General features: G+C 31.5%; 19 protein-coding genes. 14 read left to right on the top strand and 5 right to left on the bottom strand.

Annotation, left to right across the window (positions count from 1 at the left end; genetic code table 11):
- Window positions 1-48: 48 nt before the first annotated feature.
- The 10 genes from B0B05_RS10470 to B0B05_RS10425 all read left to right on the top strand — a co-directional run bounded on the left by B0B05_RS10470 (window position 49) and on the right by B0B05_RS10425 (window position 11,548).
- The gene (locus tag B0B05_RS10470) at window positions 49-936 is read left to right on the top strand and encodes a toprim domain-containing protein (protein WP_076783599.1); all 888 of its coding nucleotides are present in this window, start codon (window positions 49-51) and stop codon (window positions 934-936) included.
- Between the two features lie 123 nt (window positions 937-1,059).
- Window positions 1,060-1,509, top strand: a complete 450-nt coding sequence (locus B0B05_RS10465) for a plasmid mobilization protein (RefSeq protein ID WP_076783625.1) — start codon at window positions 1,060-1,062, stop codon at window positions 1,507-1,509.
- Window positions 1,502-2,407 carry a relaxase/mobilization nuclease domain-containing protein gene (locus B0B05_RS10460; protein WP_076783598.1) on the top strand — a complete coding sequence of 302 codons (906 nt, stop codon included), beginning with the start codon at window positions 1,502-1,504 and terminating at the stop codon, window positions 2,405-2,407. The genes B0B05_RS10465 and B0B05_RS10460 overlap by 8 nt, the downstream gene beginning before the upstream one ends.
- Before the next feature lie 5 nt (window positions 2,408-2,412).
- A complete protein-coding gene (locus B0B05_RS10455; RefSeq protein WP_076783597.1) occupies window positions 2,413-3,006 on the top strand; it encodes a hypothetical protein in 594 nt (197 codons plus the stop codon).
- Window positions 3,007-3,216: 210 nt separating this feature from the next.
- Window positions 3,217-6,225: a type I restriction endonuclease subunit R gene (locus B0B05_RS10450; protein ID WP_245799298.1), complete on the top strand. Its 3,009-nt coding sequence runs from the start codon at window positions 3,217-3,219 to the stop codon at window positions 6,223-6,225.
- Window positions 6,218-7,342, top strand: coding sequence for an AAA family ATPase (locus B0B05_RS10445; protein ID WP_076783595.1), 1,125 nt, complete (start codon window positions 6,218-6,220; stop codon window positions 7,340-7,342). Before B0B05_RS10450 ends, B0B05_RS10445 begins: the two co-directional genes overlap by 8 nt.
- A 2-nt stretch (window positions 7,343-7,344) precedes the next feature.
- Window positions 7,345-8,970: a type I restriction-modification system subunit M gene (locus tag B0B05_RS10440; RefSeq protein WP_076783594.1), complete on the top strand. Its 1,626-nt coding sequence runs from the start codon at window positions 7,345-7,347 to the stop codon at window positions 8,968-8,970.
- Between the two features lie 12 nt (window positions 8,971-8,982).
- Complete coding sequence (locus B0B05_RS10435; protein ID WP_076783593.1) at window positions 8,983-9,729, top strand: DUF3800 domain-containing protein; 747 nt, start codon at window positions 8,983-8,985, stop codon at window positions 9,727-9,729.
- Window positions 9,726-10,211, top strand: coding sequence for a hypothetical protein (locus B0B05_RS10430; protein ID WP_076783592.1), 486 nt, complete (start codon window positions 9,726-9,728; stop codon window positions 10,209-10,211). Before B0B05_RS10435 ends, B0B05_RS10430 begins: the two co-directional genes overlap by 4 nt.
- 137 nt (window positions 10,212-10,348) lie before the next feature.
- On the top strand, window positions 10,349-11,548 hold the full coding sequence (locus B0B05_RS10425) for a restriction endonuclease subunit S (RefSeq protein ID WP_076783591.1): 1,200 nt from the start codon (window positions 10,349-10,351) through the stop codon (window positions 11,546-11,548).
- On the opposite strand, the gene B0B05_RS10420 is transcribed toward B0B05_RS10425, so the two are convergent.
- Entirely contained in the window at window positions 11,541-12,095 is a 555-nt protein-coding gene (locus tag B0B05_RS10420) for a restriction endonuclease subunit S (protein ID WP_076783590.1), read from the bottom strand. The two genes, B0B05_RS10425 and B0B05_RS10420, sit on opposite strands and share 8 nt — an antisense overlap.
- A 70-nt stretch (window positions 12,096-12,165) precedes the next feature.
- On the opposite strand from B0B05_RS10420, the gene B0B05_RS10415 reads away from it, so the two are divergent.
- Window positions 12,166-12,651 (top strand): restriction endonuclease subunit S, encoded by a 486-nt coding sequence (locus B0B05_RS10415; protein ID WP_221406972.1) that lies wholly within the window; start codon window positions 12,166-12,168, stop codon window positions 12,649-12,651.
- Here the strand turns inward: B0B05_RS10415 and B0B05_RS10410 are convergent.
- Window positions 12,644-13,822, bottom strand: coding sequence for a restriction endonuclease subunit S (locus tag B0B05_RS10410; RefSeq protein WP_262488151.1), 1,179 nt, complete (start codon window positions 13,820-13,822; stop codon window positions 12,644-12,646). The two genes, B0B05_RS10415 and B0B05_RS10410, sit on opposite strands and share 8 nt — an antisense overlap.
- Window positions 13,823-13,962: 140 nt before the next feature.
- Between B0B05_RS10410 and B0B05_RS10405 the strand changes: the two genes are divergently transcribed.
- The 3 genes from B0B05_RS10405 to B0B05_RS10395 all read left to right on the top strand — a co-directional run bounded on the left by B0B05_RS10405 (window position 13,963) and on the right by B0B05_RS10395 (window position 16,569).
- Window positions 13,963-14,886, top strand: a complete 924-nt coding sequence (locus tag B0B05_RS10405; protein WP_076783587.1) for a tyrosine-type recombinase/integrase — start codon at window positions 13,963-13,965, stop codon at window positions 14,884-14,886.
- Window positions 14,887-15,032: 146 nt separating this feature from the next.
- A complete protein-coding gene (locus B0B05_RS10400; protein ID WP_076783586.1) occupies window positions 15,033-15,314 on the top strand; it encodes a helix-turn-helix domain-containing protein in 282 nt (93 codons plus the stop codon).
- A gap of 1 nt (window position 15,315) precedes the next feature.
- A complete protein-coding gene (locus B0B05_RS10395; RefSeq protein ID WP_076783585.1) occupies window positions 15,316-16,569 on the top strand; it encodes a type II toxin-antitoxin system HipA family toxin in 1,254 nt (417 codons plus the stop codon).
- A gap of 431 nt (window positions 16,570-17,000) precedes the next feature.
- On the opposite strand, the gene rpmA is transcribed toward B0B05_RS10395, so the two are convergent.
- The 3 genes from rpmA to B0B05_RS10380 form a co-directional block, all read right to left on the bottom strand.
- Window positions 17,001-17,258, bottom strand: coding sequence for a 50S ribosomal protein L27 (rpmA, locus tag B0B05_RS10390; protein ID WP_076783584.1), 258 nt, complete (start codon window positions 17,256-17,258; stop codon window positions 17,001-17,003).
- A 28-nt stretch (window positions 17,259-17,286) separates the two neighbouring features.
- Window positions 17,287-17,682: a 50S ribosomal protein L21 gene (gene rplU / locus B0B05_RS10385; protein WP_076783583.1), complete on the bottom strand. Its 396-nt coding sequence runs from the start codon at window positions 17,680-17,682 to the stop codon at window positions 17,287-17,289.
- Between the two features lie 461 nt (window positions 17,683-18,143).
- Window positions 18,144-18,471: IS1595 family transposase (locus tag B0B05_RS10380; RefSeq protein WP_143745997.1), on the bottom strand; the 328-nt coding region annotated here is incomplete at its 5' end.

The raw sequence follows: 18,471 nt of genomic DNA, 5'->3' as shown, positions 1-18,471 counted from the left end.
GGTAAGAAGATTCAGTAAAAACTTACAAAACTTTAAAGCATTAAAAAAATGAACTGTAAAACAGCAAACGAAAATATTAATATCAGAGAGATTCTGGATAGTTTTTCTCTTTTACCAAGCAAAGAAAATTTGAAATCAGCATTTTATTTCGCTTTTGATCGAAAAGAACGGACACCAAGTGTAATTGTCAATTTTGGAAAAAACACCGCCTTCGATTTTGGAACTGGCAAGCAATACGACAATGTTTCTTTGGTCCAAGAAATCAAAAAATGCAGTGTTTCCGAAGCATTGGAGTATCTAAAGCAATTTAAATTTTCAAGTTTTGAAAAGAATCAAAATAAGAAAAATGAACAAAATTTTGATAAAGAATTAAAACCCAATTATGAGATTTTGGAAATTAAAAATGTAGAACATTTTTCACTTTTGAATTATTTAAAATCCAGAAATCTGGAAAATCAAAAATCAGAACTCAAGGAAATTCATTACGAGCTCAGCGGAAGAAAATATTTTGGATTGGCTTTTCAAAATGATTCGGGTGGATACGAAATTAGAAATCCATTGATTAAAATGTGTCTTGGGAAAAAGGATATTTCCACAGTAAAAAATGAAAGTAAAACATTGAAAATTTTTGAAGGATTCACCGATTACTTATCATTCAAAAAATTAGAAAAATCACTCGAAAAAGAACCTTCAGATTATATGATTTTAAATTCCGTTTCTATGCTTTTCAAAGCCAAAAACGAACTCGAAAACTATCAAAAAATTGAACTCTATTTTGATAATGATGAAGCAGGAAATTTGGCAACAGAACAATTAATGAATCTTCACGAAAACATTTCAGACGAAAGAATTTTATTCAAAAATCACAGAGATTTGAATGAGTTTTTAATGAATAATGAAATTAAAGAACATCGACGTGCAAAATTCGGCAGATAGATAGTGCAAAAAGTACCCAAAGTTTACAATAAGCGTATCCGCTGATTGAAACCTTTCGGCTTTTTGGTTTTTTCCTATCGTCAAAAACAGATTTTAAAACCAACAATTAAAGACAAAAAACAAATGGAGAATGATTTTTTAAAAACGTTTGTTCAGCAAATTTCTAAAGAGGAAGAACAAAAAAATGCAGTTCAAAAAAAGCGAAAATACTTCCAAGAATTGGGAAGAAAAGGCGGATTGAAAAAGAAAACTTCCCAGCAGTTTTCTAAAGTTATTTCTGTACGATTTACAGAGAAAGAATTTGAGGAAATCAGAAAAGAATCGGGAAAATTTAAGCTCACTTTTTCAAAATATTTACGGTTGATATTCACAGAAAAAGAATTGAAAATAAATGAATTTGGGACGGATGAAATTCTGTTGAAATATGGTGACAATTTTATCAAAATCCGAAATCTTTTGAGAAATGCAGAATGGACTGCTTTTGAAAATAAAAAAGAAATCTTGACCGAAATAGAATTGGTTTTGAGTTTAATTAAAAACTATCTCTATCAAAAAAATCTTCAAAATGAATAATTCTGCAACCACAAGAAGAATCTCAAAAATCGCTTTGGAATATAACGGAAACGACAAAGGAAAAGCGGAAATGGTTTTCAGTCAAAATCTACTGAATGATAATCCTGAAAAACAATTTCTAGAGATGAAAACAATCGCTGACAGAAATTCTAATGTCAAAAAATGGGCTTTCACAGGATATATTTCTCCCGAAAAATCGATTGGAGATCAATTATCAAATGAAGAATTGGTGAAATTAACGTTGAAAGCATTAAAAAAAGTGGGTGTGACGGAACAAAACCAAATTCGGTTGGATATTCATTCTTCTACGAAGCAAAAACATATTCATTTTGTGGTCAACAGAATTGCTATTCAAGGAAATAATACCATAAAAGCCCATAAAATAGGCGATAATTTCGGAAAAGCAGTTCGTGAAGTTTGCAAAGAAATGAATCTGAAAACAGATGTTGAAATTGGTATTGAAAAGAAAAAGCAAATGCTAAACGATTTGAAATTCTGTCTGAAAACCGCTGAAAATTTTGATGAACTCATTCAGAAAATGCACCAGCTAAACTATAGAGTTACACTTTCAGAAAATATAAAAGTTGGCGTATCGGGAATGCGAATTGTTCGGAATGAAGATATTAATAATGAAACACAGCGTCAATACAAACCAGGTTATAAATTATCAGAAATCACCACGAAACTGAAAATTGTGGATATTAAAAATATACTCGATGCCAATCATGAACGGGAATCTTTAAAAAGTGAGTTTTCTCAAAATTCAGATTCGCAATCGTTTGAAAATAATGCGACAACATTTTTAAGCGAAATTGGAAAATTCGCAGAGAACTTATTGAAACCAACTTTCACCACACCAGATGATGAATTATTAAAGAAAAAACGAAGAAAATTTTAAATACAATGGAAAATAACAACAATCAAGACAACGGTTTAGAACTATTAAAAAAAGTAATTGAAACCAACGAAAGAAGCATTGAACAAGGGATAAAAACAGAATTTCTTTACCAAGATTTATTGTTTTTGAAAGGAGAAACAGAATCTACGATGCGAGGATTAAACTCTATCATTTCAGATGTAAATAAAAATCAAGAAAAAGAAAATGCAGCAAGAAATCAATTTATAGAAAAGATCCCGAAAACTATTGAAGTAAAAATTTCCGATGATTCCTTAAATCAAATCCATGAATTTGAAAAGAAAGCCAAGGGTGCAAAATATTTAATTTTTGGTAGCATTGGTATTTTGATACTTTCAATTATTTTCATAATTACCATTGGAAAACTTGCCATGAACTGGTATTCCGAAAGCGTAAGAACCAAGAGCGAAATTCGTCAAGAAATCTTTACCGAAATCGAAAAAGAAGGAAAAAGTATTTATTCAACCTCCGACTTGGAGCAATTGAAACAAAATACAATCTTGATGAATAAATGGATACAGAAAAAACCGAAGGATTCTGAAAGTTTTTTGAGGTTTAAGGAAGGGTTTGAAAGTAGATAATGTAATTTAAATATGTATTTATGTCATCAAAGAGTTTGTCTCTATGAAAGATAGAACCAAAACAAGAATGATAAAAAACACCAAGAATTCAAAAAAATAGAAGAGCTAATTCAAACACAGATAGAAAAATCATTGAATATCCAAACTCTTTTATACATAAATATTGGTATCTTTGATAACTATTGTAAAAACTAATTTTCGCTAAGAAATATGATGACCAAAGAAGCACAAATTGAAGATCTCTTTATAAAAAAATTAGAAGATCTTAAATATACATATCGGAAAGACATCCATGATAAAGATACCTTAGAGAAAAATTTTAGGGAAAAATTTGAAACTCTTAACAGAGTAAAATTGTCGAATAGTGAATTTGAACGTTTGAAAAGTGATATTATAAATCCTGATGTTTTCAATGCTTCCAAATTGCTACGTGCAAGAAACTATTTTCAACGTGAAGACGGAACTCCTTTGCATTACACTTTGGTAAATATCAAAGATTGGTGTAAAAACGAATATGAGGTCATCAACCAGTTGAGGATAAATACGCAAAACAGTAATCACCGATATGATGTAATAATTCTCATCAATGGGATTCCTATTGTTCAAGTTGAATTGAAAACATTGGAAATTTCGCCGCGTAAAGCCATGCAACAGATCGTAGATTATAAAAATGATTCAGGTAATGGATACACTAATTCTCTGCTTTGTTTTGTGCAATTATTCATCGTAAGTAATAAAACAAACACCTATTACTTTGCAAATAATAGAAATCAACATTTTAGTTTTAATGCTGATGAGCAATTTTTGCCTGTCTATCAATATGCTGATGAACAAAATAAAAAAATTACCCATATAGATTCTTTTGCTGAAAAGTTCCTTCCAAAATGTACACTGGGAGAATTAATCAGCAAGTATATGGTTCTTGTAGAGAGTGAGCAGAAAATGCTAATTATGCGTCCATATCAAATTTATGCAGTAAAAGCCATTGTTGACTGTATTCAGCAAAATCGTGGAAACGGGTATATTTGGCATACAACAGGAAGTGGAAAAACATTGACATCTTTCAAGGCTTCCACATTATTGAAAGACAATCCTGATATTGAAAAATGTTTATTTGTAGTCGATCGTAAAGATTTGGACAGACAAACTAGAGAAGAATTTAATAAATTTCAAGAAGGAAGTGTTGAAGAAAATACCAATACCGAAACTCTTGTGAATAGATTGCTTTCTACCGATTATGCGGATAAAGTAATTGTTACCACTATACAGAAATTAGGTTTGGCATTAGATGAAAGTAATCGTAAGAATTACAAAGAACGTTTGCTGTCATTAAGTAAAAAGCGAATCGTTTTCATTTTTGATGAATGTCACCGCTCGCAATTTGGGGAAAATCATAAAGCTATAAAAGAATTCTTTCCAAATGCACAACTCTTCGGATTTACCGGAACGCCTATTTTTCCTGATAATTCCAGTTATACCATTCGAGAAGGAGAACAGGCTTTCAATAAAACAACCGATGATATTTTTGAAAAACAACTACACGCATATACAATTACTCACGCTATTGATGACAGAAATGTACTACGTTTTCATATCGATTATTTTAAAGGAAAAGGAAACGTACAGCTTAAACCTGGCGAAACCTTAGCCCAACAAGCCGTGGCAGAGGCGATTATAGAAAAACACGATGTAGCAACCAATAGTAGACGTTTTAATGCTGTTCTTGCAACTGCATCTATCAATAACGCTATAGAATATTATCGCCTTTTCAAAGAAATACAGCAAAAGAAGAAAGCAGAGAATGAGGATTATGAACAGCTTAATATTGCCTGTGTATTTTCTCCGCCGGCACAACTCATTGCAAAAAATGGAGACAAACAAAGCCAGAAGAATGCAGAAGATATTAAACAATTACAAGAGGATTTAGTACAAGAAAGTTTAGACAATCAAATTAACCCGGAAGAAAAGAAAAAAGCTTTAATAGAAATAATTGCCGATTACAATAAGCAATACAATACTAATCACAATATCAATGAATTTGATTCATATTATCAAAATGTACAAAAACGCATAAAGGATCATAAGTATAGTAATAAAGATTATCCACACAAAAATAAGATTGACATTACCATTGTGGTAGATATGTTACTTACAGGATTTGATTCAAAATACCTTAACACTTTATACGTGGATAAGAATCTGAAATTTCACGGATTGATACAGGCATTTTCCCGAACCAATCGTGTGTTGAATGACACTAAACCCTATGGGAATATTTTGGATTTTCGTCATCAGCAAGATGCTGTAAATGCTGCTATAACATTGTTTTCTGGTGAAAAATCTGACGAAGAAGCCAAAGAAATTTGGTTAGTTGAACCAGCTCCTGTGGTGATTGAAAAATATAAAGAAGCAGTTGCACAATTAGGTGATTTTATGGCGAAAAACAATTTGGTTTGTGAACCCCAAGAAGTATATAATTTGAGAGGTGATGCTGCTAAAATTGCCTTTGTGAAAAATTTTAAAGAAGTACAACGGTTAAAAACTCAGCTCGACCAATATACAGATTTAGACATTGAGCAGAAAGAAATCATTGAAACCATTTTGCCTGAAGATACTTTGCGTTCCTTCAAAAGTTCGTATATAGAAACAGCTAAACAGTTCAAAAAAATACAGCAAGACGAAGGTCGTAATGCTCCCGATGATATACAGCAACTCGATTTTGAATTTGTTCTTTTTGCTTCTACACTGATTGACTATGATTACATAATGTCATTGATTGCTGATAATATGCAAAAGAAACCGGCTAAACAAAAAATGACAAAATCACAGGTGATAAGTTTACTTACGTCAAGTTCGAATATGATGGAAGAACAAGAAGATTTGACCGAGTATATAAATAGTTTAGACTGGAATAGCGGGCAAGACGAACAAGCACTAAAAAAAGGTTATGAAATTTTTAAAATTGAAAAAAATAACAAAGAATTGTTAGCAATTGCTGATAAACATAATTTACCTGTAACAATATTAAAGGATTTTATTAGCCAAGTATTGAATCGGATGATTTTTGATGGAGAGAAATTAACCGACCTTCTAGAACCTTTGGAACTGAGTTGGAAGGAGAGAAAAACAAAAGAGCTTTCATTAATGGAAGATTTGGTTCCGATTTTAAAAAAACAAGCACAAGGTCGTGAAATATCTGGATTAGCAGCTTATGAGTAATAAGCCGAAAATATACAAATACAAAACTTTACCACGTTTGGTAACCAGACTGCGAGATGATTTAAACAATTCAGATTTTGTATTGCTTTATGCATATAATGGAACGGGAAAAACTCGTATATCAATGGCTTTTAAGGATAAAGGTAAACAGTTAGGAAATTCTGATACACTTTATTTTAATGCTTTTACAGAGGACCTTTTTTATTGGGATAATGACTTAGATAATGACAGAGACCGAACGCTTAAAATAAACTCTAAATCAAATTTTTTTAATGGTTTCAGAGAATTAGCTTTAGAAGAAAAAATCTTTGCGTATCTAGAACGCTATGCTGAATTTGACTTTAAAATTGATTATGAAAAATGGCAAGTAGTATTCAGTAAAAACATTAAAAATCCAAAATATAAAACAAACACAGAAGAACCAGAATATATTATTCAGGATAATATTAAAATATCTCGTGGAGAGGAAAATATTTTCATTTGGTGTATTTTCCTGGTAATTTGTGAATTGACTATAGATGGTGACGAAGCTTACAATTGGGTTAAATATATTTATATTGATGACCCCATTTCTTCTTTAGATGATAATAATACAATTGCTGTAGCAAGTGATTTAGTTAAGATATTGAAAAAAGGAGTTGGTAAAGTTAAAATGATTCTGTCTTCTCATCATAATCTTTTTTTTAATGTGATGTGTAATGAATTGAAAAAGAATAATCATAAACGATATTTTCTACACAAAAATGGAACAGAAGGACATACGTTGAGAGCAACTGATGACACTCCATTTTTTCACCATGTAGCTCTTTTGAGTGAGTTGAAGCGTGTTGCAGAATCAAATAAAATCAGCACTTATCATTTTAATATGTTAAGGAGTACTTTGGAAAAGACAGCAACTTTTTTTGGGTTTGACGATTTTTCTAAGTGTATACATGGTATAAATGATGAAGTATTATATGCACGTGCCCTCAATCTTTTGAGCCATGGCAAATATTCTATATATGAACCAGTAGAGATGGGTGTTGATAATAAAGAACTTTTCAAAAATATATTAAACGAGTTTCTTGTAAAATATGAATTTTATTTACCGGAAGTACTCGATGAAGAAATAAAATAATCATGACATTAAAGCAACAACAGCAATTGGGTAAAACCCTTTGGGAAATAGCCGATCAACTACGCGGAGCAATGAACGCAGATGATTTCCGAGATTATATGCTTTCGTTTTTATTCCTTCGTTATCTGTCTGATAATTATGAAGAAGCGGCAAAGAAAGAATTAGGGAAAGATTATCCCCAATTAAAAGAAGGAGATAAGTCTACTGCCTTAAAAATTTGGTATAAAGCAAACGAAGCAGATGTACTTGATTTCGAAAAGCAGATGCGTCGGAAAATCCATTATGTCATCAAACCAGAACATCTGTGGAGTAACATTTCTGAACTTGCCCGAACACAAAACGGTGATTTACTAGTAACACTGGAAGCAGGATTCCGCTATATCGAAAATGAATCGTTTGAAAGTGCGTTTCAGGGATTATTTTCGGAAATCAATCTCAATTCCGAAAAATTGGGTAAAACAGCTCCTGAAAGAAACAAAAAGCTTTGTACTATCATTCAGAAAATTGCAGAAGGAATTGCTGTTTTTTCTACTGATACAGATATTTTAGGAGATGCTTACGAATATCTTATCGGACAGTTTGCAGCTGGTTCTGGAAAAAAGGCAGGCGAATTTTATACTCCGCAACAGATGTCTACCATTTTATCTAAAATTGTAATTTTAGATAGTCAGAACCCCGCATTGGGAGAAAAGAAAAAATTAGATAAAGTATTTGATTTCGCTTGTGGTTCAGGTTCTTTACTATTAAATGTACGTAGACAATTAAAAGAAAGCGGAGGGCATATTGGAAAAATATACGGACAGGAAAAAAATATCACTACCTATAACCTTGCCCGTATGAATATGCTCTTACATGGGGTAAAAGACACAGAATTTGAGATTCACCATGGTGATACCCTTTCCAATGATTGGGATATGTTGAACGAAATGAATCCTGCGAAAAAAATTGAATTTGACGGAATTGTAGCCAATCCTCCTTTTAGCTTAAAGTGGGAACCAAACGACAGTTTAGCTGACGATTTTCGTTTCAAAAGCTATGGTTTAGCCCCTAAATCCGCTGCTGATTTTGCCTTTTTAATTCACGGTTTCCATTATCTTTCTAACGAAGGAACAATGGCAATTATTCTTCCACACGGTGTATTGTTCCGAAGTGGTGCCGAGGAACGTATCCGAACCAAATTATTAAGAGATAACCATATAGATACCGTAATCGGATTGCCTTCAAATTTATTTTTCTCAACGGGTATTCCTGTTTGTATTTTGATTTTGAAAAAATGCAAAAGATTTGATGATGTACTATTCATCAATGCCAGCGAATGTTATAAAAAAGACAAACGACAAAATCGTTTACGTGAAGGTGAAAATGGCGAGCCAAATGATATAGACAAAATTGTAGAAACCTATCAGTTTAGAAACGAAGAAGAACGCTATTCTCGTAGAGTTCCAATAAGTGAAATAGAAGAAAATGGATATAATCTTAATATTTCCCGATATGTAAGCACGCAGGTTGAAGAAGAGCCTGTTGATATTCACACTGTAATGCAAGAAATCAAATCTTTAGAAGCGAAACGTGCAGAATTGGATATTGAAATTCAAAAATATTTTAAAGAATTGGGGCTTGTTTTTTAATTTTTTTTAGTGATGAAACCAACAATCAATATATATTGCGACGAAAGTTGTCATTTGCTGAATGACAAAGAACCTATAATGGTTTTAGGTGCTGTTTATTGCCCAATTGAAAAGAAAGAAGAAATTTTTGAAAGATTATATAGTTTTAAAATCAAGCATAATCTTATTCCTAAAAATAAAAAGAATGATAAGGATAATCGTACTTACTATGAGTTGAAATGGAACAAGGTTTCAAAATCAAAAATTGAATATTATAAAGATGTCATCAATTATTTTTTTGATGATGATGATTTACAGTTTCGAACTCTTGTAGTATCAGATAAATCCGCTATTAATTACGAAAAATTTAATCATACACACGATACATTTTACTACAAAATGTATTTTGGAATGTTAAAAGCCATTCTAAATCCTGAAAATTCACATCATATCTATATTGATATTAAGGATACCAGAAGTAAGGAAAAAGTTCATAAGCTTGAGCAGGTTCTGAGGAATGATAAATATGATTATTCCAAAGAAATAATCAAAAAAGTACAACAAGTGCGGTCGCACGAAGTAGAGATATTACAACTCGCCGATTTATTAATTGGTGCTACGGCTTATGTAAACAGAGGATTAAACAATAATAAGGCGAAGAATGAATTAATCAATCTTATTAAACATCGCTCTAAATATTCGCTTACAAAATCCACATTATTAAAAGAACGGAAGTTCAATGTTTTTATTTGGGAACCTCAAAAACCATATTTTGTATGAGTTTAGTTTTTCCCCAATTAATACCGTTTAGTGATTTTGGCGGTGATTTTACATCATATTTTGAAGCCATTTATTTGGTTTTTCATAATGATTTTATTAAAACACAGCCAATTTACGAAGGCATGAAAGTGTCAGCACAAAAGCATCCGGAAGTAGATGGACTACATCGTACTTTTTATCATATCACACATGAGGGTGAGGATGAACAAAACCGTACACCTGATATGAGAAGAATGGAACGAATACGTTTTCCTAAATTCATTATATCAAATTGTCCACATAAAGAACTATTAATTTGGGAGAAAGTACTTGGAAGAGATACTCGGATTCATATATTGAATGAATCTGAAAGATATTTGGTAGTATTAACCAAAAGAAATGGCTATTTATTGTTTTGGACTGCTTTTTATATAGCCGACAACCATACTTTAAAAAAGAAATTAAAAGAGTATGAAACTTATATAAAAGCCAAAACCGCTTAGTGGAACTAAACGGTTTCTAAACTCCTTTAACACTTACATTCAATAAAGAAATGGTCACTGAGCTGTTGCAAAGATACAAAATAAAAATATAAAAGCAAATAGATTAAATCCTTAATGCTGAATAAGAAGATAATACTATGACCGAGATACAAAAAGATAATAAAAATATCGCTAATGTTCCCCATTTACGATTTCCGGGGTTTACTGATGAGTGGGAACTTACTTCAGTAGATGAAAATTGCTTACTAAAAGGAAGAATAGGATATAGAGGATACACTACTGGAGATTTGGTTGAAGAAGGCAAAGGAGCATTTGTATTGGGAGGCAAGCATATAAAAAATCAAACGATTGATTTGTCTGAACCCACTTTTTTGAGTTGGGATAAATATTATGAATCACCTGAAATTATGGTTAAAGTTGGTGACATCATTTTTTCTCAACGAGGCACATTGGGAGATTGTGCAATAATCGAAAAGGAAATTGGTTTTGCAACAATTAACCCAAGTATGGTCTTGTTGAAAGATATAACTTGTAATCCGAAATTTCTGTACTATATTTTAATTGGGGAGAATATCCAAAATGAGGTTCAAAAAAATAAAGCTTTAGGGGCAATTCCAATGCTTTCGCAAAAACAAATCAAAAATTTCCCCTTTCTTATTCCAAAGAATCCTAATGAACAACAAAAAATATCTTCATTCCTGTCTCTGATAGACGAAAAAATCCAAACCCAAATTAAAATAATTGAGGAACTTAAATTGTTAAAGAATACGCTTAGCAAGAAAATATTCTCTCGTCAATTGACGTTTAAAGATGACAATGGGAATGATTTTCCAGAATGGCAACATAAAAAACTCGGTGAACTAGCTACAATAACAACAGGCTCTTCTAATAGAGAAGATTCAATTTTAGATGGAGAATATACGTTTTTTGATAGATCTCAAGATGTTAGAACAAGTAAACGATATTTATTCAACAAAGAAGCAGTAATAGTACCAGGAGAAGGACAGAAATTTACACCTAAATATTTTATGGGAAAATTTGACTTACATCAACGAACGTATGCAATTTTTGATTTCATTGAATTAAGTGGAAAATATTTATACTATCATATAGATATTGATGAGAAGTATTTACAATCTCAAGCTGTAGGTTCAACTGTAAAATCTTTGAGATTACCAATGTTTCAGTCTATGCCGATTAAATTTCCACCTCTTGAAGAACAAATGAAAATAGCTAATTTTCTTTCATCAATCGACACAAAAATTGATATCGAAACAGAACTCTTAGAAAAATTAGAAGAACAGAAAAAATATTTATTACAAAACCTATTTATATAAACAGGTTTTGTAATAAATAGAGCTTTTGCTTAGTCAGTAACGTATAGATATCGAATTCCATTTTTACCTTTTTATCAATTCCTAACAATATATTTGCAATCTGATTTTGTTTATGATGATTAGGTAATGAAATTTCTATTGGCTCAATTTCAGAAATATAATGTCGTTTGTGTTCAGCAGATGATAATCCTAAAAAAGACAAATACTCAAACATAAATTTCAGATTTACATTAGATTTGGCAGTTAATATTTTAATCGCTGATGATTTTACTTTAAAAGGAAAATTTACAAATTTGGTATCCATTGTAAAATCATCAAAAATGATACACTCACCTTTATCATAAATCCCGAAATCTTCAGCTGTATATCCTAGTACAAACGCTTTATTTGCCGTCAAAACAGGAATCAAAGAATTATCTGAAGAGTAATCTGTATTTGATGCTAAATATTTAGTTGGTTGTTCGTAGTTTAAAACCTCCTTAATCTGTACTATTTCATTTTCTTGATTAAGAATTTGTTCATATAGTTGATAGCGAAGCGTATTCAAACAGGATATTAAATCTTCAATTAAAGGACTTCATCAAAAGTTAATTCTTACACAAACTCCAAATGTAAAATTGAAAGATTGTGTTTCTTGCCATTCATCATCATTGACTGAAGCGGAAATATTAAATGAAAGAGGAGTTTTTCCAATTTTTGGTGCAACAGGTATTATTTCTTATTCAGAAAATTATCTAATTGATGAAGATGCAATTATGATAATCAAAGATGGTTCTGGAGTTGGAAAAGTCCAGTATGGAACAGGAAAATTTTCAGTTATTGGAACATTGAACTACCTGACAATAAAATCTTATGTTAATTTGAAATATATTTTCTTCTGTTTGAAATTCTTTAACTTTAACACGTATAAAGTTGGTTCTGGTATTCCTCATATTTATTTCAAAGATTATGGAGAGGCTCTTATCTATTGCCCTTGTTTGGATGAACAAAATAAAATAGAAAAATTACTTTCGTCTATCGATGAAAAAATAAATCTTGAAAATACTTTGTTAAAAAAATTAAAAGATCAGAAAAAACACCTACTGCAAAATCTGTTTATATAAATAGGTTTTGCAATAGATATTGTTTTTGAGATTGATACTTCTCCAAAATATTTTTTTCTGTTTGAATTTTTGTATCAATAGCAGAAAGAAAGTTGGCAATGATAGTTTGTTCTTCAAGAGGTGGAATGGGTAATTCTATCTGCTTCACAATGTCTGCAGATAAATTTCCTTGACCACCTTGTAAGTACTTATTTATAATGTGTTCTTTTTTATGAAAGAGATAAGAGTAAATGAAATAATGATTTTGTTGAGATTTTATACAAAGCACTGCTTGGTTTATTGCTCCATTAATCTTACTAATTGCTACTTCACCACTTGTTGCGCCATATAAGGCATATAAAATATCACCAACTTCAACCATTTTAGCAGATGAATTTTTTAAACCTAATTCATTAATAAATTGCTCTGTTACATTAGAATTTATTTCACCTGATCGGATAAAAGGTATATTTCCATCAAAATACTCTTTTTTAGATGTCAGCGGAGTTCCACCTGAATAAAAAGTTGCTAATTTACCAAGTTTTTTTTCTGTCCATTTTTCTGTGAATCCTTTGAATCTGATTTCTTGTGAAAACAGTTTTTCACTTAGTCCTTTAATTAAGGTTTCTAATTGTTCAATTATTTTAATTTGAGTTTGGATTCGCTCATCGATTAGGGACAGAAATGAGGCAATTTTTTGTTGTTCTTTTACAGCAGGAAATGACAACTCAATTTTTGAAATCCGTCCAACATTAATACTAAGAACTTTTGTTCCTTGTGATTCTCTTTGGATTTGCGTTCTAACACGATTGGATTTAAATAAGTAAGCATTAAATCCTAAATGGAAAACATTTTCCTTAGGTCTTGCTAATAGTGTGTGTAATCCAGATAGCAATCTTACATCATTTAGATTTATAACTTCAATGCTTTTACCAACATCTTCTAAATCTTCAGACGCATCTGCAAAAATTATATCTCCCTCTTTACAAAAATTATCCTCTGAAATCCTACGAATATTTATATCTTCATTGATAAAAGGAACAACTTCATTTCTAATATCAAATAATGCCTGAAATTTAGTATGAATATCTCCATAATGAATGTTTTTTACTGTTCCATTTTCATAATTCAAATTTTCTCTTGAAAAAGAGTTAGTAATTTTAAAATCCATTATCTCCCCCAACTTCTTCACTTCCCACTCACCAGTAAACCCCGGAAATCGTAAATGGGGAACATTTAGATTAAAGATTCTTGAAGCTCAATGCAAAAGATTTAAAATCCTCAATCCTTTATTTTCTTCCTTTGTTCTTTTTAATCTTTAATTCAAATAAAATGAACAAAAAGCAATTGTCAGAAGTAATCGATCTATGGAAAATAGACAAAAAGCAGTATGTAAAAAAGTCAAGTTTTTCGGCTTATACGCTCCTTATTGAAAATCATCTACTACCAGCATTTGGTGATAAATATGAACTTGAAGAAATTGATGTACAAAATTTTGTTTTCCAAAAATTAGAATCCGGCTTAAGTCATAAAACAATCAAGGATATTTTAATCGTACTGAAAATGATCCTCAAATTTGGAGCAAAGCACAAATGGCTAAATTATACTCCTTTTGACATACAGTTTCCCACAGAACGTGAAAAACATAGCATCGAAGTTCTTAGTAAAACCGATCAAAAGAAAATTATGAATTATATACAAGAACACTTTACATTTCGGAACTTAGGTGTATATATCTGCTTGAGTGCAGGTATGCGTATCGGCGAAATATGTGCATTGACTTGGGAAGATGTGGATACAGACAACGGAATAATTAGTGTTAACAGAACGATTCAGAGGATATATGTTATTGAAGATGGAAATAGAAAAACTGAACTTATTTTAGACACACCCAAAACAAAAAATTCTATTCGGGAAATTCCAATAAGCAAAGATTTATTGAAAATACTTAAGCCTTTTAAAAAAATTGTAAACCCTTCATTTTTTGTTATAACCAATGATGCAAAACCAACAGAACCCCGAACTTATCGCAGTTATTATAAAAATTTGATGAAGGAATTGAATATGCCTAAATTAAAATTCCACGGACTGAGACATAGCTTTGCAACAAGATGTATTGAAAGTAATTGTGATTACAAAACGGTAAGTGTCTTATTGGGACATTCTAACATTAGTACAACGCTTAATCTCTACGTACACCCAAATATGGAACAAAAGAAAAAAGCCATAGAACAGATGTTTAAAGCGTTGAGGTGAATATCAGTCTTAATTTAATATTATATTTTGTCACAAATAGTTACTGTTTTTGTGACAGAATGTAATGATTAAAAAACATCACCAATTTAAATGATTGTTATTTCAATCGTTTTATTTATTTTTGTATGAAATAGCAATCATTTAAAATGAAAAAGCAAATCCTTTTACCCAAATACGCTGCTCTTTTAGAGCAAATGGGTGAGAACATAAAATTAGCTCGGAAGCGTAGAAAGCTTACGGCAATACAAGTTGCCGAGCGTGCAGGTATTGCTCGTTCTACCTTATATTTAGTAGAAAAAGGAGATAGTAGTGTGGCAATGGGTGCTTATTTTAATGTGTTGCGTGTATTGGGCTTGCAAAACGATTTCTTAAAGTTGGCAGCTGATGATGAAATGGGCAGAAAACTACAAGATTTAGATCTCTTATAAAATGGCAACAAATAAAACCGACATCTATGTTTATGCACATTGGCTTGGATTAGCCGAACCAGTGTTGTTGGGTATTTTGTCTGCACATCAAGCCAAAGGACGAAAGGCTTTTAGTTTTGAATATGACAAAAATTGGTTGAAATCCAATGCTCAACGGTTGATAGATCCGGATATTCAATTTTATTCCGGGCAACAATTTCCAAATAATAAAGAGAATTTCGGAATTTTCTTAGACAGTATGCCCGATACTTGGGGACGAACATTAATGAAACGTCGTGAAATTCAGTTAGCCAAAACGAAAGGCGAAAATCCTAAAACATTGTATGATATTGATTATTTATTGGGCGTTTTTGATGAAACAAGAATGGGTGCTTTTCGATTTAAATTGGATCCTAACGGTGATTTTTTAGATAATGATTCCGAAAAATCTACACCGCCTTGGTCAACGGTTCGGGAATTGCAGCAAGCCGTTGTTCATTATGAAAATGATACGGATAACGAAGCCATAAACAAATGGTTGAAAGTGCTAATTGTGCCAGGATCTTCCTTGGGAGGTGCAAGACCCAAAGCCAATGTTTTAGACGAAAAAAATCAACTTTGGATTGCGAAATTCCCTTCCAAATATGATACAATTGATAAAGCCGCTTGGGAATATTTAACCTACCAATTAGCGATAAAAGCAGGAATCGAAATGGCAGAATGTAAAATGGAGAAAGTAAGTGGAACTTATCACACCTTTTTCACCAAACGCTTTGATCGAATGGGTAAGGAAAGAATTCATTTTTCATCGGCAATGACGATGACTGGAAACAATGAAGACACGATTAAAAATCAACCTGCGAGTTATTTGGATATAGTGGAATTTATTCAGAATTATGGTTGTAAGGTTAATGAAAATCTACACCAGTTATGGCGAAGAATTGTTTTTAATATTGCTGTTTCCAATACGGACGACCATCTTCGCAATCATGGATTTATTTTGACTGACGAAGGTTGGGTGTTATCTCCGGCTTATGATTTAAATCCTTCCATTGATAAAGATGGTTTGGCTTTAAATATTGATATGGATAATAATGCTTTAGATTTTGAATTGGCTAAAAGCGTAGGCGATTTTTTTCGATTAAATCATTCTGAAATGGACAACATATTGAACGAAGTTTTCAATTCAGTAAACCAGTGGAAAGAAATTGCTCATCAAATTGGTATTTCACGATCAGAACAAGAATTAATGCAGGCAGCTTTCAGATTTAATTAAGTACATTGAACAGATTTAGATTGCTGCTCAACACTTGATCGTATAAAAAAAACGCCATTTCTGTATCGCATTTGTACCATAAAACTATAACTAATTGATTTTCATATATGGTTATTTTTGAAGAAGTTAAATAAAAGTCATAGACTTATTAAAATACAGAATCCCCAAGTGAAAACTTGGGGATTTTTGTTTTTTTAAAATATATCCTGATTAGCCAAAAGAATATATTATCACAGTAAGGTTTAGATTTTATTTTATATATAATTAATCAGTACGACTAAAAACTTTATTTAATTACAATTTTTGATGGCTATCAGATGGTCAAGATAATACCAACAATGATCATAAATTTAAAAAAAACAACTGTTGACAAATAAAAAAATTCCGAAGCTATAAGCTCCGGAATTTTTGTTTTATAAAACGCTGATTAATTAAGCGTTTGGTTCAATAGATACAAAAGATCTGTTGTTTGCTTTCTTTCTGAAAACTACTTTACCGTCTACCAAAGCAAACAAAGTATGGTCTTTACCAATACCAACATTTTCACCTGGGTGATGTTGAGTACCTCTTTGTCTGATAATGATATTTCCAGCAATAGCCTCTTGACCTCCGAAAATCTTAACACCTAATCTTTTAGAGTGAGATTCTCTACCGTTTTTGGAACTACCAACTCCTTTCTTGTGTGCCATTTTATTCTAAGCTTTTTTGGATTAAAAATTATTCAGCAGATTCGCTGGTTTCTGTTACTTCAGCTTTAGCAGCTTTTTTTGGAGCAGCTTTTTTAGCTTCTTTTTTCGCACCGTCAAAACCAGTGATAGAAACAATCTGGATTTGAGTTAACTGTTGTCTGTGACCATTTTTCTTAGCATAACCTTTTCTTCTTTTCTTTTTGAAAACGATTACTTTGTCAGCCTGAACATGATCAAGAATTTCTACTTCTACAGCGATACCGCTTACAGCCGGGGCACCTACAGTTACTGCGCCGTTTACAGTAAGAAGAACTTTATCAAAAGAAACTTTTGCTCCTTTATCTCCTTTCAAACGGTTCACAAACAACTTTTGGTTTTGCTCAACTTTGTATTGAAGCCCTGCTATTTCTACAATTGCAAACATTGTTTATAAATTTTTATAATTATTCGAGGTGCAAAAGTAAACATTTTCTCGGAAAATCACAACATTAATTCTAAAATTTTAATTATTTGAATCTAAGAATTTTTTAGTTTTATTTGTGCAGCATAATCCGCCTATAGTTTATCCTGAGCTTGTCGAAGGACTCCCAATCTTTTCACTCCACTACGTTGCGTAAAAAGGATTTCCGCTCAAGTCGGGCTGCAAATTCTACATAAAAACAAACTTTCAATATAAAAAACACTTTTGTCATTCCGTAGAAAACCGAACGAAATGGTTCGACGGAACCAGTCCCAGCAGGTTAGATTCCTACGGAATGACAAAGATTATGGATAATCCTTTGCTAAGTTTTACGGCTTTGCGACCTTAAAAATGTTTTCAATAATAATAAATAAAAATCTTTGCGCACTTTGCGTTTAAAAAACATTATGTATATCCGTTTTTAATCATACTGCTGTAATATTAGCAATAATGAGCCTTTCGAATAGTTTGTCTCCGAAATATCTTCGATTTAGTTTGTAAATAAATTCGTTGAGATACAATTGAAGATATTTTCTTTTGATTTTATGATAATTTCCCAATAGATTTCTTTTAGCATTGCTGATGGTGATGTGAACCCATTTTAAGGTTTCGTTGGTAGTTTCTTTATCAGATTTTTCGGTGATATGAAGTTCAACAAAATCTGAAATATCAACGTATGATGTGCTTTTATCCGTGAAAACAATGCTTTGATTATCAATCGATTCTTTTATGGTTTCATTAATTTCCAGAGAA

Origin of the sequence: Epilithonimonas bovis DSM 19482 (genome assembly GCF_900108115.1) — a bacterium.
Taxonomy (GTDB): Bacteria; Bacteroidota; Bacteroidia; order Flavobacteriales; family Weeksellaceae; genus Epilithonimonas; species Epilithonimonas bovis.
This window is presented reverse-complemented; position numbering and strand designations above follow the sequence as displayed.

Bases quoted from the DNA above. Each gene is read 5' to 3' on its own strand.
- B0B05_RS10470 (WP_076783599.1), top strand. From the start codon at position 49: ATGAACTGTAAAACAGCAAACGAAAATATTAATATCAGAGAGATTCTG.
- B0B05_RS10465 (WP_076783625.1), top strand. From the start codon at position 1,060: ATGGAGAATGATTTTTTAAAAACGTTTGTTCAGCAAATTTCTAAAGAG.
- B0B05_RS10460 (WP_076783598.1), top strand. From the start codon at position 1,502: ATGAATAATTCTGCAACCACAAGAAGAATCTCAAAAATCGCTTTGGAA.
- B0B05_RS10455 (WP_076783597.1), top strand. From the start codon at position 2,413: ATGGAAAATAACAACAATCAAGACAACGGTTTAGAACTATTAAAAAAA.
- B0B05_RS10450 (WP_245799298.1), top strand. From the start codon at position 3,217: ATGATGACCAAAGAAGCACAAATTGAAGATCTCTTTATAAAAAAATTA.
- B0B05_RS10445 (WP_076783595.1), top strand. From the start codon at position 6,218: ATGAGTAATAAGCCGAAAATATACAAATACAAAACTTTACCACGTTTG.
- B0B05_RS10440 (WP_076783594.1), top strand. From the start codon at position 7,345: ATGACATTAAAGCAACAACAGCAATTGGGTAAAACCCTTTGGGAAATA.
- B0B05_RS10435 (WP_076783593.1), top strand. From the start codon at position 8,983: ATGAAACCAACAATCAATATATATTGCGACGAAAGTTGTCATTTGCTG.
- B0B05_RS10430 (WP_076783592.1), top strand. From the start codon at position 9,726: ATGAGTTTAGTTTTTCCCCAATTAATACCGTTTAGTGATTTTGGCGGT.
- B0B05_RS10425 (WP_076783591.1), top strand. From the start codon at position 10,349: ATGACCGAGATACAAAAAGATAATAAAAATATCGCTAATGTTCCCCAT.
- B0B05_RS10405 (WP_076783587.1), top strand. From the start codon at position 13,963: ATGAACAAAAAGCAATTGTCAGAAGTAATCGATCTATGGAAAATAGAC.
- B0B05_RS10400 (WP_076783586.1), top strand. From the start codon at position 15,033: ATGAAAAAGCAAATCCTTTTACCCAAATACGCTGCTCTTTTAGAGCAA.
- B0B05_RS10395 (WP_076783585.1), top strand. From the start codon at position 15,316: ATGGCAACAAATAAAACCGACATCTATGTTTATGCACATTGGCTTGGA.
- rpmA (WP_076783584.1), bottom strand. From the start codon at position 17,258: ATGGCACACAAGAAAGGAGTTGGTAGTTCCAAAAACGGTAGAGAATCT.
- rplU (WP_076783583.1), bottom strand. From the start codon at position 17,682: ATGTTTGCAATTGTAGAAATAGCAGGGCTTCAATACAAAGTTGAGCAA.